Source organism: Acinetobacter sp. SwsAc2 (genome assembly GCF_013391465.1).
GTDB lineage: Bacteria > Pseudomonadota > Gammaproteobacteria > Pseudomonadales > Moraxellaceae > Acinetobacter > Acinetobacter johnsonii.
This window is the reverse complement of sequence record NZ_JACBEZ010000020.1, coordinates 26,589-41,267: the sequence shown is the minus strand read 5'-3', so window position 1 is coordinate 41,267 and position 14,679 is coordinate 26,589. Positions and strand designations below refer to the sequence as shown.

Here is a 14,679-nt window from a genome sequence, read left to right as displayed (position 1 = left end):
AATTCATTTTGTCAAAATTTCTGATCTTTTATTTAGAAAATGATTTTACTGATACTGACTGGCTTGAATCAATTGACGCGTATAGTCAGACTGCGGTTGCTCAAAAAGTTGTTCAGTGGCTTGCAATTCCACTACTTTGGCATGTCGCAAAACCAAAACCTGTTGGCAGAGTGCACGTACCACTTGTAAGTCATGGCCAATAAACAAATAGCTGATACCCTGCTCGTGTTGTAGACGGCGTAATAACGCCACAATCGAACGCTGCGTACTTCGGTCTAAGGCCGAAGTTGGTTCATCTAAAATCAATAGTTTAGGTTGAAGCACCAAGGCTCGTGCCAAAGCCACACGCTGCCTTTGCCCACCAGATAGCTCATGTGGATAATAGCTTTTAAATGCGACTGGCAACTCCACCTGAGTTAAGACATTCTCAATACGCTGTGTTCGCTCAAACAAAGACAAAGGCTTTAAAGTCAAACCTTCTGCAATGATCTGTTCAACACTCATGCGTGGGTTCAAACTTGCGAACGGGTCTTGAAACACGATTTGAAAATCACGACGTAGCGGACGCAATGCCTTTTGCGAGAGTTGGTTTAAATCATGTTCTCCAAACTGGATCTTTCCTCGACTTTCAATCAGCCTTGCTACGGCCAGTGCCAAAGAACTTTTGCCTGCACCACTTTCCCCAACAATTCCCAAAGAATGCCCTTGAGCCAAGCTCAAGTCCAAAGCTTCAACCGCAGCAAGATACTGTGTCGTGCGATTAAACCAGCCTTTTTTAATCGGAAATTTAACCTCAAGTTGTTTTAAGCGGAGCAAAGATGCTGCATCTTGTACGTTAATGGCTTGACCAAAAGAATGATTGAGTAGGTTTTGAGTATAAGTAGACTGCGACTGCTCAAAAATCTGCGCAACCTCTCCTTGCTCTACAACCTTACCTTGATGGATGACCACGACATCATCAGCATAGTGTTTCACCAAGTTGAGGTCATGGCTAATCAAAATCATGGCCATGTTATGGCGCTGTTGTAAAGACTTCAGCAAGTCTAAAATTTGAACTTGCAGCATGACGTCTAGTGCTGTGGTGGGTTCATCTGCAATCAAAATATCAGGCTCTTGCACCAGTGCCATGGCAATCATGACCCGCTGACGCTGCCCGCCAGACAACTCATAAGGAAAACGCTGTAACACACTTTCAGGATTTGGAATACCCACATCCTCTAGCAAGGTAATTACTCGTTGTCGCGCTTGAGCTTTCGACCAACCCTGTGACCATAAAGTCTCGGCAATGATCTTTTCCACCCGATGCAAAGAATTTAAAGCGGTCATTGGCTCTTGAAAAACCATCGCGATTTTTTGCCCACGAATCGGCCTAAGTTGCGCATCGCTCAGCTTTAAGAGATTTTTTCTGTCTAATAATAGTGAGCCTTGCACTTGTAAATCTTTCGGCAATAAACCCATCAAGGCTAAAGCACTGACCGATTTTCCTGAACCGCTCTCTCCAACCAGCGCCAAAGTCTGCCCAGCACGTAGTTCAAAACTGAGCTGATCGACTAATACCCGTTCTGAACTGTGAATGCTCAGGGCATTCACTTCAAGTATCGGAGCTGTTCTATTGGCGTCTAGGGTCAAATGCATCGCGCAAAGCCTCCCCGATATACATCAGCAACGCAAGCACAATAGCCAAGCTAAAAAAGCCAGACAGAGCTAACCATGGTGCATTTAAATTATTCTTGCCTTGTAACAAAAGCTCACCTAATGATGCCGCATCAGGCGGTAGGCCATAGCCCAAGAAATCCAGTGCGGTTAGCGCTGTAATATTGGCTGTTAAGATAAAAGGCAGTTGTGACAGACTCGAGCTGATTGCGTTAGGTAAAATATGCCGAAAAATAATAGCTCGGTTGGTGACACCTAAACTTCGCGCAGCACGGACATAGTCCAACTGGCGGGCCCTTAAAAACTCAGCACGTACCAGTGGAACTAAAATCGTCCAACTAAATAACAGCATGATTAAAAATAACCAGTAGATATTTGGGCTGAACATGCTGACTAAAATCATCACCATGAATAGCATGGGTAGCCCACCCCACACTTCTAAAATACGCTGTCCGATTAAATCGACCCAACCACCGTAATAACCTTGTAGTGCACCAATCACAATGCCCAGTACAGCTGAGCTGAAAGTCAAAACAAAACCGAACAACAATGAGACACGTAAGCCATATAATATTCGTGCCAAAACATCACGACCTTGGTCATCTGTCCCGAGCCAATTTTGCATCGTGGGTGGTGACGGTACAGGGACAGTCAAATCTACATTGGGAGTTTGATATGAATATTGGATCAACGGCCAAACAACCCAACCTTTTGCTTGAATCAGCTGTTGTACCACTGGATCTTTATATTCAGTTTCAGTTTCGAACACACCGCCAAAAGTCGTTTCAGGATGGTGTTTCAATACAGGGAAATACAAAGCATGATCATACTTAACCAACAGCGGCTTATCATTCGCGATCAATTCTGCAGCTAAAGACAGTACAAAAATACAAAGAAATAAAATACAACAACTAAGACCAAGCTTATTTTGCTTAAATCGCTTGAAACCTGCCTGTAAAATAGGTGACATCAGCCTCTCCCTTGCGAATCAAAATGAATTCGCGGATCAATCAACTGATACAACACATCGCCAATCAGACGCAGCAGCAAGCCCAACAAAGTAAAAATGAACAATGTGCCAAAAATCACAGGATAGTCTCGTTGCACAATCGCCTCAAAGCCCAATAGGCCTAAACCATCCAGATTAAATATGATCTCTATAAATAAATTGCCCACAAAGAAGTAAGCGATTAAAGCTTCAGGTAAGCCTGCCACCACAATTAATATCGCATTACGAAACACATGACCATACAACACTTGAGACTCAGTCAGGCCTTTAGACCGTGCCGTCAGCACATAAGGCTTGCTGAGCTCTTCCATAAACGAATACTTGGTGAGATAAGTCACTGTAGCAAAACCACCAATCACCATCGCTAAAAGCGGTAAAGCCATATGCCAGAAATAATCTTTAATTTTGCCCCATAGTGACAAGTCCGCAAAATTCTCCGAAACCAAACCTTGTAAGGGGAACCATTGGAAGTAAGATCCGCCTGCAAAAAAGACAATCAAGAGAATTGCAAAAATAAACGCAGGAACCGCATAAGCCACTGCCAACAGGAGCGATGTAGACTGATCAAACACTGTGCCGTGGAATCGGGCTTTTTTAATGCCCAAAGGAATCGAAATCAGATAAATCAGCAAAGCACTCCACAGCCCCAAGGACAGCGATACAGGTAATTTATCCTTAATCAATGCTGTAACGGGCTGGTCTTTAAAAAAGCTCGTGCCGAAGTCCAGTTGCGCGTAATTTTTCACCATTTCAAAGAAGCGTATATGCATGGGCTGATCAAAACCATAATGTGCTTTGATCTTTGCGAGCATTTCATCACTTAGTCCTTGCGCGCCTTGGTAGACATTTGAGCCTCCACCTGCACCGCCCAAATTACCCAAAGTTTGCATAGCTTCCGCTTGTTGAATGGCTTGCTCAACAGGCCCACCAGGTGCAATTTGGATCACAGCAAAATTGATCAGCAAAATCAGAAATAAGGTCGGAACGATCAGCAACAGCCTTTTGAATATATACATACGCATCTCAAAACCCCCTATGCCAGCTTATGGCTTGGCTGCCTGACCTAAGTACTGACTCACCTTTTTCGCCTGTTTGGCATCACTCCACCAATAATCCAAACCGACATGCAACTGTGGACTCCGTGCTGGTTTTTGATACATGTTCCAATAGGCATACCATTGATCCGCTTTACCATAGGTCGGTATTTGATAATAACCTGCACGCAACAAGCGATCTAAAATACGCGTTTGCACGACCACTTGCTTACGATCAGGCGCTTGAATCAACTGTTGAATCATCTGATCAATCACCGGATTTTGAATACCCGAATAATTATAATTTCCCACCTGATGGGCTGAAGCACTGCCCCACAGTTGCACCTGTTCTTTACCCGGTGTCAAAGACTGCGGCATCGTTTGTAGGGTCATATCAAAATCTTGAGTACGCATCCGCTCATAGTACTGCGGTGTATCAACCTGTCGAATGTTCAGCTGTATTCCTAGGCGCTTTAGATGGCGAACAAAAGGCGTAATTTCACGTACAGCATCACTCGGCTGAATCAGAAATTCAAACTGAATCGGCTTATTTTTCCGATCCAACAATTGCCCTTTGGCATTATATCTATAGCCGTTTTTTAATAAAATCTGTCGTGCGATAAGCAAATTATTTCGATTATAGCCCGATCCATCTGAAGCTGAATAACGCCAGTTCTTTAAAACGCCATCTCGCTGTACGGGATGCAATTTCGCCAAATAAGGCTTTAAGATTTTGATTTCAGCAGCCGAAGGCACACCCTTCGCCTCTAGTTCACTATTAGAAAAATAACTTTGCAAGCGTTGATATTGCCCATAGAACATCGCTTTGTTTTGCCACTCAAAGTCGTAGGCATAAGTTAAAGCTTGGCGAAAATAAATATCTTGAAAGGGCTGACGACGGGTATTAAACACAAAACTTTGCGTCGGTATCGGATTGAAATGCTTAAAGCGATATTTTTTAACGAGACCTTGTTTTACTGCAGGAAAATTATAAGCAGTCACCCATTGTCGTGCGGACTCTTCCTCATGCAAGGTATATAAACCCGCCTTAAATGCAGTAAAAGCAATATCTTTGCTACGATAATACACATAACTCACGCGGTTAAAATTATAGCGCCCTTGGTTGGCCTTTAAATCTCTGGCCCAATACTTTGGATTACGTTTATAAACAACCCTCTGCCCTGCATTGATTTTCTCTAAGAGATAAGGGCCTGATCCTAAAATCGGTTTGATCGAAGTTTTACTAAAATCTTTGCCTTGCCAGTCTTTTTTGGAATAAATTGGCATTCTGGCCACAATCAAAGGCATTTCCACATTATTCCGGGTTTTAAAATGCATTTTGACGCTGTATTTGGACAACACTTCTGTCTTGGCTAAATCTGACAAATACATCTGTAAGCCAAAATTGGATTTGCTTTGAAAGATATCAAAACTGAACTTTACATCGGCTGCGGTAACAAGACTGCCATCACTAAACCGTGCGTTAGGGTTTAAATGAAAAATGATAGCGTTAAAATTTTTCGGGTCATAGCTGACCTTTTCTGCCAGCAACGGATACATCACCGCAGGCTCATCCAAAGAACTACTCATAAGTGAGTCAAATAAATAGTTGGTTCCCTCAACCGCAGTACCGCGACCATTCATGCTGTTTAAGTTATCAAAACTCCCAATGACTGCACGTGTTAATTCGCCACCCTTCGGTGCCTGCACATTGGCATAAGGCAGATGATCCAATTGGCTGTATTTCGGCGTACCATAAGGTGCAATAAAAGGCATGGTCTGCAGTGCAGACCATGCCTTTAAAGGAATCGTTACAAGGCTGAACAGCAAGAGTGTTGTTCTAACCGTCATCGAAGCTTTCTCTGAAATTGCATTTCAACTCAATATTAGTTCGGCACCTTAATTACATCGCCAATGCGCAACTGCGTATTCGGTTTAATGTCATTGAGCTCAGCCAATTGCGAAGTGTCCATACCATAACGACTTGCCAGTCCAATTAAGGTATCGCCACGTTTTACTGTGTACTGCGTAATCAGTTTCGGGATTTGAATGGTCTGCCCAACTTGTAAGCCTGCACGTGCACTCAGGTTATTTAAACTAGCAAGCTCTGACACCGACATCCCAGCACGGCTTGCAATTGAGTTTAACGACTCGCCTGACTTCACTTTATAAGCTTCAGTTGCTCGACCTGAAGTTGCTTGTGATTTTGCTGCCACAGTTTCTGTTTTGACTGGAGCTGAATCAACATCACCTTCAATTTTCAAACGCTGACCGACACGAACATTCGCCGTCCGACTCAGGTTGTTCAATTCAGCCAAATAGTTCAGTTGCAAATGATATTTACGTGCAATGCTATTTAGGGTTTCACCCGATTTCACAACGTGAATATCGGTTGAGTTATTACTTGCAGTGGTTTGTTTTTCGACTGTTTTCGGCGTTTCAACAGCAGGCACTTCACCGGTTAATTTGAGTTTTTGACCTGCACGTAAGCCTGCTGTACGACTCATGTTGTTGAGGTCAGCAATATAATCCATACCCAAATTATATTTCGAAGCAATCGCAGTTAACGAATCTCCTGACTGAACGGTATAAGTATCTGGCACAGTTGAACCCGCAGGGATCTTAATACTTTGACCCACTTGTAAACCGCTATTGGTTGACAGATTATTGAGATCAGCCAACTCCGACAAGCTCATCTTCGACTGTGATGCAATGCTATATAATGTGTCACCACGTTGTACTTTATAACTTTCAACTTTGAACTGTGGCTCAGCTTTGACTGGAAATGCTTTGGCACTACTTGTCGTTAAGCTTTTGACATCATTGAGTGGCACATTAATTTTTTGTCCCACCAACAGGTTGCTGCCCGCATTTAAACCTGGTGTTAAATCTGCCAATTCTTGATTTGACAGCGCATAGCGGTCTGCAATCAGTTTCAGATATTCGCCACGTTTCACCGTATACGACTGGGTTGCCACTTTGGTTGGGCTGCTAGTTTTTTCATCGTTGGATTTAGTACGGGATTGAGCTGTTTCTTTTAAAGAAAGCTTTTGCCCCACACGTACACCACTCGTTACGCTTAAACCGTTATAATCAGCCAACTGTTTTAAGCTTAAACCGAACTCATCCGCGATACCGGTTAAGGTATCATTGGCACGAACAGTATAACTCTCAGGTTTAGTCTCAGCTTTCACGGTAGAACGTACTTCTACTTTTTCAGCTTGTGGCTTTGCATCATATAAATAAATCGATGTACCGACATAAAGTGTGGCATTGGCATCCATTTGGTTCCACTTCGCCACATCACGCCAGTTCACCCCATTTTTGGCAGCAATCAGCGCCAAAGTATCACCCGGTTGTACGGTATAAGTTGAACGTTTACCTTTTGGCGGAACAATTACAATTTCAGAGTCAGTCTTAACAAAATTTTTGCCTTGATTACGCTTCACTTCATCTGAATCTAAACGAGTATTGTCAGCCACAGATTTTGGATAAGCAAAACCTTTGGTTAACTCTTTACCTTGCAGCTCTGCCACAGACTGACTGGTTTGAATTGCGGTGAGCTTAATTTTACCATCTAAAGGATCCACAATTTCTGTGCCTTGAGGGGCCAAAGCTTGAATTTCAGCTACCACTTCAGCTTGCTCTGCTTTCGTCGCAACTGGTTTCAGAACTTCATCGACAGTTTTGCTTTGACCTTCAGCTTGAATTGCCGCGGTTAACTGCTCACGTTCTGCTACTGAAATTAGTGGTTCAACGGAAACTGGTTTCACTGGGGTCGCTGGCGTCACCGCAACTGGAATACGCGGCGCACTTGGAATATCGCTATTGGCAGCAAAAGCAGCCAGTGCATTAGAACCCTTAGGCGTTGAACCACGAGGCGGCGTAGAGATAGCTGCACCGCTTGACGACGTAACCACAGATGAAGTGGTAGGCTTTCCTGTTGTGGTTTTTGTGGTTGTCGTCGCTAAAACAGGTGGTGTAGTTTTCGACGGTGTGATCGCTTTGGTATTTAACCTCGGTGATTCAATTTTGCTTGGTTGAATCGTTTGGTTATTTTCAGGCAGTTTGGTATTTGCAGATGCCCACAAGCCGCCTGAACCACCCTGTAATTTTTTCAAACGTACATCCACTGAAGGGCTCAAATCCGCAGGAATTAAAATCCGCATTGGACTTGCACCATCAATCCATTCACCACGGTGTCCCGGATTTAACTGATACAGCTCGGCACGACTTAAACCGGTAATCGACGCAACTTCATTTAGACTCACCGCGCCCACAGTGACTTCTCTAAAGTGCGGACGATTGGCAATCGGCGGTAAATTGATGTTATAGGCATTTGGATTTTTAATGATCTGCGCAACCGCCAAGAAACGTGGCACATAGTTCATGGTTTCTTCAGGCAGTTTTAATGACCAATAGTCCGTCGGCAAACCTGCGGCTTTATTACGGTTAATCGCTTGTTGAATACGGCCCGGACCTGCATTATAAGCTGCTAGGGCAAGTTCCCACGAACCGAACTGGTTATATAAACTGCCCAAGAACTCATACGCAGCCCGTGTTGACTCCACCACATCACGGCGTCCGTCATATTGGCTACTTTGTTTTAAGCCATAAATACGTCCCGTACTTGGAATAAACTGCCATAAGCCGGCAGCCGCAGCACTACTGGTTGCAGCAGGATCGTACGAACTTTCAATCACAGGCAGAAGAGCCAACTCTGTTGGTAATCCGCGACGCTCGGCTTCTTTAACGGTGTGATACAAATAACGTGAAGCACGTGCACTTAAACGATCCAAATACGGTTGACGTGAAATGAACCACCCGCGCTGTGCATCAATACGCGGATTCCAATGATCGCTGTTCATTTTAAAGCCCACGGTCATACGCTTCCAAACGTCACCGTGCTTTAACACCAACAGGCGATCCCCTTCCACCGCACGCATGTCGGTTGCAGAAAGTAAATCTTCTAAAGAATCTAGACTATTTGCGTCTAAGTAGTTTGATCCGACTTGTTTGGATTTAGATGTTTGCGTTGCACTTTGCGTCGAGGAGCAACCAGCCAGTCCAAGTGTCGCGAGAGCTGAACCGAGTACTGTAATTTTAAATAATGTCGGTAACATCGGTTGGCCAAAAATGGCAGCTGACTTATACATAAGAAAATCCAAACAACTCGTATAAAATTTATTTTTTAGATCTGCCATTGTAGTAAAGCACGCCGCAGACACAAGGCGTTAATTTAACTTGAAATCAGTATAAATGTTACAAGAAATTAAAAAAGCTGCATCTTATACACTTCTCTAGTGCATTTGCGTTATACAATGGTGCCCGCTTAGTTTTAATTTTCAGTTTACGGAAGTTGTGTATGTCACAAACAATTACCCTGTATGTCGATGGTGCTTGTCGTGGAAACCCTGGTCTTGGGGGATGGGGCGCCTACATTATTACAGAAACTGAAGAACATAAACTGTGTGGCGGTGAAGACAACACCACCAATAACCGTATGGAACTCACCGCGGCCATTGAAGGCATTCTTTTTTGCCCAACCGATGCAAAGTTGGTTGTCTGGACAGATTCAACCTATGTCAAACGCGGCATTACCGAGTGGATTACGGGTTGGAAAAAGAAAAACTGGAAAGATGTTAAAAACCCAGATTTGTGGAAAAAACTCGATGCAGCCTGCCAAGGCCGTGATATCGACTGGCACTGGGTTAAAGGCCATGCAGGTCATGAAGGTAACGAAATGGCAGATCAATTGGCAAACCTTGGTGCCGATCAAACACAGGCTCAACTTCGTCAGTCTAAAACAGCGACAACAGAACCGTCTGTAGATAAAAAAAAAGTTGAACCAGACTGGTTGTTAAACGACCCTTTTGGTTTAGGTTTCGATGACGAAGAAGCCGATGACAGCGAAGATTTAGCCGAAAGTGAAATACACGTTACAGAACAAGAGCCAAGTTTAGTCGCTGAACCAGAACTTGCTACAACAACTCAGTGTTCTATTGAACAAACGCCTGAAGTTGTGGCAAGTGTGGATTTAACACAACTCAAACAACATCCACAAATTGTGATTACTCCACGTAAGGTTGAGGTCTTTGGACCTCGACAGCTCATCCTCGATACAGAGACCACCGGTTTTTATTATCAAGATGGCGATCGCATTATTGAAGTTGGTGCGATTGAAATGGTGAACCGGAAGCTCACAGGCAGCTCTATTCATATCTACATCAACCCGAAAAAACCTGTGGGCGATTCTGAAAATGTCCACGGGATCTCTGATGACTTTTTAAAAGATAAACCGCTGTATCAAGAGATTGCTGACACTTTATTTGCCTATCTCAAAGGTGCGGAAATCATTGCGCATAATGCAAGCTTCGATATGAACTTCTTAGACATGGAGTTCAAGCGTGCAGGATTTGTTGCACTTTCTGAAGTTTGTGCAGTGACAGATACCCTCGCGATGGCAAAATCTAAGCATCCGGGGCAAAAAAACTCACTCGATGCCTTAGTTCGCCGTTACGAAATTCCACAGCGTGACCGTACCTTCCACGGGGCCTTACTGGATGCTGAAATTCTAGCCGACGTTTACTTGGCTATGACAGGTGGTCAGGTTTCCTTTGATATGGATGCCCTGTCACATAGTGAACAACAAAATGGGCAAAGTCAGCGTCAAACACTGGATATTGAACTGGCGGTAATTCACCCTTCAGCCGAAGAACTTGAAGCACATGAGACTTGGGTCAAACAATACCAAGAAAAACATGGCACACCCTGCCTTTTTGCCAAATAAATTCTAAAGTTTTTGTTAACTTTTGTATTACAAGATTTTTCAGTTAGGCTATAGTGATAAACAAGTTGCTATGCCTTCTTTGGGCCGCATATAAACACGATAAAACACTAGGATAGGTGCAGATCAATGTCTTACCAAACCTCTATTCATTTTGATCCAACGGCGCTGCTGATAATAAAAAATGAAGTGGATAACTCCATTAAGCTGGTTGAATCAGCTGTGAGCACCTTAGCGGAAGATCAGACTTTACCTTTTGGAATTGACGATGCATTAAACCAATTTGAGCAATGTGCTCAAGTGCTTGCATTGATTGATATGTCGAGCTTAGCCAAAATTGCTGAATATTCCGCAGAGCTTATGCGCAAGATCATGGGGAATCCTGCACAGATTAATACGCAAGATGTGATTGCACTCAGCGAAGGCACGACCATGCTGAAGCGCTATATTGAATTCATTTGTTTAAGAGAAGTGAAAATTCCACAGTTTTTACTCGACACCTTAAACCGTCTTGAAATTGCATTAGCAAAGCCTTTAACGCAAGAAGGTCAGCACATCGAGTCCTTACTAGACTGTATCACCCCAGATTTCAGCCTCCCTCAAGCACCAAGTCTTGAAAAATCTCAATATGTTCACCGCCTGTACAAGCTGTCTTTAAGTCAAATGTTGAAACAAGAAGAAAGCGAACTTGATTTACAAGCAATGAAATTGGTGGGCACTTATTTAGCGGGTCTAGCAGAACAAACGCCGAGTAAACAATATTGGAACTTGGTCTATGTTGCACTCAATCAAATTGAACAATTGCTCATTAATGAACCACGTTTACGCACTTTGATTAGCATCGAACGTAACATTGCACAGTTCTTTACTGCGCCTGAACGTTTCAAAGCCAGCCTCACCGATCTTGCCAACATTCTCAGCCTATGTATCAGCCAAGAAGACGAAGTTTCTCAACACATCCGTGGCAAACTCAATATTGGCGATGACTTACTCACAGATACGCAGCTGCAAGTTTTCAGTCGTCATCTGTATGGCCCAGATTTCGACACGATGCATACCATTAGTGATTTGGTAACCACCGAAATGTCGCAAATCCGCAATGACATTGAGTACAACTACCAAAACATGACCCCTGAAAAGACCCAAGAGCTCCAAGCAAAACTGGTCGATTTGGCGAACATCTTCAAAGTATTGAACTTAAATGAAGCGCATAATGACTTAAACCGTCAAGCAGAATCACTTAGTCAAGCAGATATGCTGAAAGATGAAGGTTTTGCGCAACAATTGATGAACGTGATCTTGTCGGCAATGAACTCCATTGGCGTGCTAGAACGTCACCATACTTCAAGCCGCCTACAGCTTCGTGTGAACAACATGAATATTTCACTAGACCGTTTAGATGAAGCCCATGCTGCGTTATTGTCAGAGGCTAAAACGTCTATCGACTTAAGTAGTCAAGCGTTGGCGCAATATCGGCAAGAACAAGATTTAACTGCTCTTGAGAATATCCCTGCGCAACTACGTGAAGTTGCCGGCGCAATGTTGTTCTTAGGCGCAGAAAATGGTCAAACCGCCCTGAATATTTCAGCAGATTTTGTGCAACAACAAATCACGGCTGAAACTGCGCTCACTGCTGCTCAGGTGAATCATGTACTTGATGCACTCGCAAGTGCAGATATGCTGATTGATAACTTAAAAAACAAACAGCCTGTATTACACAGTATGTTTGATGTAGCATTGAACAGTAGCCAAAAACTAAAGACTGTTGCCTAATGTCAGAACTTTCACTTGCTTATATTTTCCACCAACAACAATTGTTGGTGGACCATAATTTTCAATTGCCTCGTGTAGAAAAGCTAGCAAGTGATTTAAGTTTTCACTCGGGTGATCAAGTGATTGCCCGAGACCTGCTAGACAATGAGCCAATCCCTGAAGGCTTAGAACTCATCCCAATTCGCCAGTTGCTTCCACTTTGGAGCACCGCACAATTCGAACAGGCCAGCCGGGCTATTCAACTGCTAGAATGGCGTCGCAATCATAAATTTTGTAGTCATTGTGGCCACACCACAGAAGCACATGCTAGCGAATATGCCATGATCTGTCCTGCCTGTGGTTATCATCAGTATCCACGGGTACAACCCTGTGTTATCACCGTCATTACACGAGGTGAAGATGAAATCCTGTTGGCAAAAAATGCGCGTAATACCCGTAGCAATATGTATGGGTTGATTGCAGGCTTTGTTGAAGTCGGTGAAACCTTAGAAGAAGCTGTACGCCGCGAAACCTTGGAAGAAGTCGGCATTTGTGTTAAAAATGTTCAATACTTAGCGAGTCAGCCTTGGCCTTTCCCAAGTAACTTAATGATTGCGTTTAAAGCAGAATACGCATCGGGTGAGCTTTGCTTACAAGAAGAAGAAATCAGCGATGCCCAATTCTTTAAGTTTGATCAATTGCCTGAAATTCCGTTCAAAGGCAGTATTGCACATGCCATGATCATGCATGCGACAGAAGGCACAACAGCCGCAGATGATACACGTGAGTGGCTCTAAGCTCACTCGCTATCTCTACAATAATAGACTTTAAAACCCAATTTAGTGCCTAAGCGCATCCTCGAGCGCCTGCATAATTTTTTTCTTGGTCGTGAAGTAACGACTAAACAAACTCGATACTGAACCAATCATTGAAATATGACCGATGCGCGGCACCGTCCAAAGTTGACTGTAGTTGCCTTTTTCTTTCAATCTACGATCCAAATCAACGGCATTGCTCAACCCGACGACATCATCATTCTCTGCAACCAACAGATAATGTTTAACCGTATTCGACTCGACGAAATAATACGGCATCACTTCCTGATAAGGTCTGTTCTGATCAAAAGCATCCGCACAAATTGGATCACCTTTATAGTCGAAATGATAAGGGCCTGCCAAACCAATAATAGCGGTAATTTGGCTGCGGCATTGTATTTCATATGGCTTCGGATGATAGAGCGCAGACATCACATTAAACGCGCCCGCAGAGTGTCCCATCAACACCACTTTTTCAGTCGAAATTTGATATTTAAGCTTATGTACATTGAGATAATTTAAAGCCAAGCTGAGATCATCAATAGAGGCAGGAAAAATATGCTCAGGCGCCAAGTGATAGTTAATCACCGCCACATCAAAGCCTTCTTTGGCAAAGGCTTCGCCAATAAAACGATAATCTTTTTTATCGCCATGCATCCATGCACCGCCATGCACAAATACAATCAGAGGCCGATGTTCGCGCGGTGTTAGTGTACGAAACAAATCTAAACGATGTCGCGCGCGTAGCCCATAGGCCACATTTTCTTGGACCGAATAACCCTTACGCGGTGTTAAACGGTTTAGGGCATAACTACCGACATCATAAATACGAAACTCACGATAGAGTAATCTTGCATACTCTACCGAACGATTCAGTCTTTGAACAAAAGGCTGAAGCTTATTGAACATTATTTGGCTCAACTTGGTCTGGGTCTATCGCAACAGGCGTTTGCTCTGTCGGTGTTGAATTGATCATTGGTGATGCAAACGCACTGGTCGTTTGGGACTGTTGTTCTATATTATCCACCAGTGTGATAATTTTAGTCACATTCCCCACTTGCTGTAAAACTTGGTTTAAATCGGTAATTTCAGCACCATTTAAACGTCCCATCACATATAAGACGCCATCTTCGGTGTGAATACGCACTTTCGCATCTGAAACAACAGCAGCTTTCATGATCAAGCCACGTGTATTTGCCGTAACTGAGGTGTCTTGCATGATGGTGCTATAACTAATTTGGTTTCCAACTGTAATGTAGTTATGCACGGTTTTGACATCCGACATCGCACGTACATTGTCTTCAGCCAACTGACGTAAGTGTTGATCGGGTACTTGTCCTGTTAATAAGACATTGCCATGAAAACTTTCGATATTGACACGTGACTGTTTAAAACGACTGTCCAATTTATATAAGTTAATTTTTGCAGTACGCTCAATTGAAGAGTCAATAAAGACCTGCCCTAATGAACGTGCACCGCTTTCTGTTCCTACAGCGGCTGTTCCTGTACCACCCGAAATGAAACTTGCACATCCAGATAAACTTGCGACGCATAATACGGTCATTGCAATACGATTGAACACTCAGCAAGACTCCTCAACTTTTCAAACTATTTTAATTCAGCATTTCA

General features: G+C 43.4%; 10 protein-coding genes. 3 read left to right on the top strand and 7 right to left on the bottom strand.

Annotated features, from left to right (window positions below):
- Positions 1-45: 45 nt before the first annotated feature.
- From HYI04_RS10245 to HYI04_RS10225, 5 genes are read right to left on the bottom strand one after another with little or no spacing between them, the layout of a single operon-like run.
- The gene (locus tag HYI04_RS10245) at positions 46-1,635 is read right to left on the bottom strand and encodes an ABC transporter ATP-binding protein (protein ID WP_010326361.1); all 1,590 of its coding nucleotides are present in this window, start codon (positions 1,633-1,635) and stop codon (positions 46-48) included.
- Entirely contained in the window at positions 1,610-2,623 is a 1,014-nt protein-coding gene (locus tag HYI04_RS10240; protein WP_010326360.1) for an ABC transporter permease, read from the bottom strand. The genes HYI04_RS10245 and HYI04_RS10240 overlap by 26 nt, the downstream gene beginning before the upstream one ends.
- Positions 2,623-3,684, bottom strand: coding sequence for a microcin C ABC transporter permease YejB (yejB, locus tag HYI04_RS10235; protein ID WP_058952083.1), 1,062 nt, complete (start codon positions 3,682-3,684; stop codon positions 2,623-2,625). The genes HYI04_RS10240 and yejB overlap by 1 nt, the downstream gene beginning before the upstream one ends.
- A gap of 21 nt (positions 3,685-3,705) precedes the next feature.
- Positions 3,706-5,547: an extracellular solute-binding protein gene (locus HYI04_RS10230; protein ID WP_010326358.1), complete on the bottom strand. Its 1,842-nt coding sequence runs from the start codon at positions 5,545-5,547 to the stop codon at positions 3,706-3,708.
- A 35-nt stretch (positions 5,548-5,582) separates the two neighbouring features.
- The gene (locus tag HYI04_RS10225; protein ID WP_010326357.1) at positions 5,583-8,852 is read right to left on the bottom strand and encodes a LysM peptidoglycan-binding domain-containing protein; all 3,270 of its coding nucleotides are present in this window, start codon (positions 8,850-8,852) and stop codon (positions 5,583-5,585) included.
- Between the two features lie 209 nt (positions 8,853-9,061).
- On the opposite strand from HYI04_RS10225, the gene dnaQ reads away from it, so the two are divergent.
- The 3 genes from dnaQ (at position 9,062) to nudC (ending at position 13,032) form a co-directional block, all read left to right on the top strand.
- Positions 9,062-10,486, top strand: coding sequence for a DNA polymerase III subunit epsilon (gene dnaQ, locus HYI04_RS10220; protein WP_010326356.1), 1,425 nt, complete (start codon positions 9,062-9,064; stop codon positions 10,484-10,486).
- Between the two features lie 126 nt (positions 10,487-10,612).
- Complete coding sequence (locus HYI04_RS10215) at positions 10,613-12,256, top strand: chemotaxis protein (protein WP_178896129.1); 1,644 nt, start codon at positions 10,613-10,615, stop codon at positions 12,254-12,256.
- Positions 12,256-13,032, top strand: coding sequence for an NAD(+) diphosphatase (gene nudC, locus HYI04_RS10210; RefSeq protein WP_178896128.1), 777 nt, complete (start codon positions 12,256-12,258; stop codon positions 13,030-13,032). Before HYI04_RS10215 ends, nudC begins: the two co-directional genes overlap by 1 nt.
- A 42-nt stretch (positions 13,033-13,074) precedes the next feature.
- Here nudC and HYI04_RS10205 read toward each other — a convergent pair whose 3' ends face one another.
- Positions 13,075-13,959, bottom strand: coding sequence for an alpha/beta hydrolase (locus HYI04_RS10205; RefSeq protein WP_178896127.1), 885 nt, complete (start codon positions 13,957-13,959; stop codon positions 13,075-13,077).
- The gene (locus HYI04_RS10200; protein ID WP_005399779.1) at positions 13,949-14,632 is read right to left on the bottom strand and encodes a BON domain-containing protein; all 684 of its coding nucleotides are present in this window, start codon (positions 14,630-14,632) and stop codon (positions 13,949-13,951) included. The genes HYI04_RS10205 and HYI04_RS10200 overlap by 11 nt, the downstream gene beginning before the upstream one ends.
- Positions 14,633-14,679 lie beyond the last annotated feature (47 nt).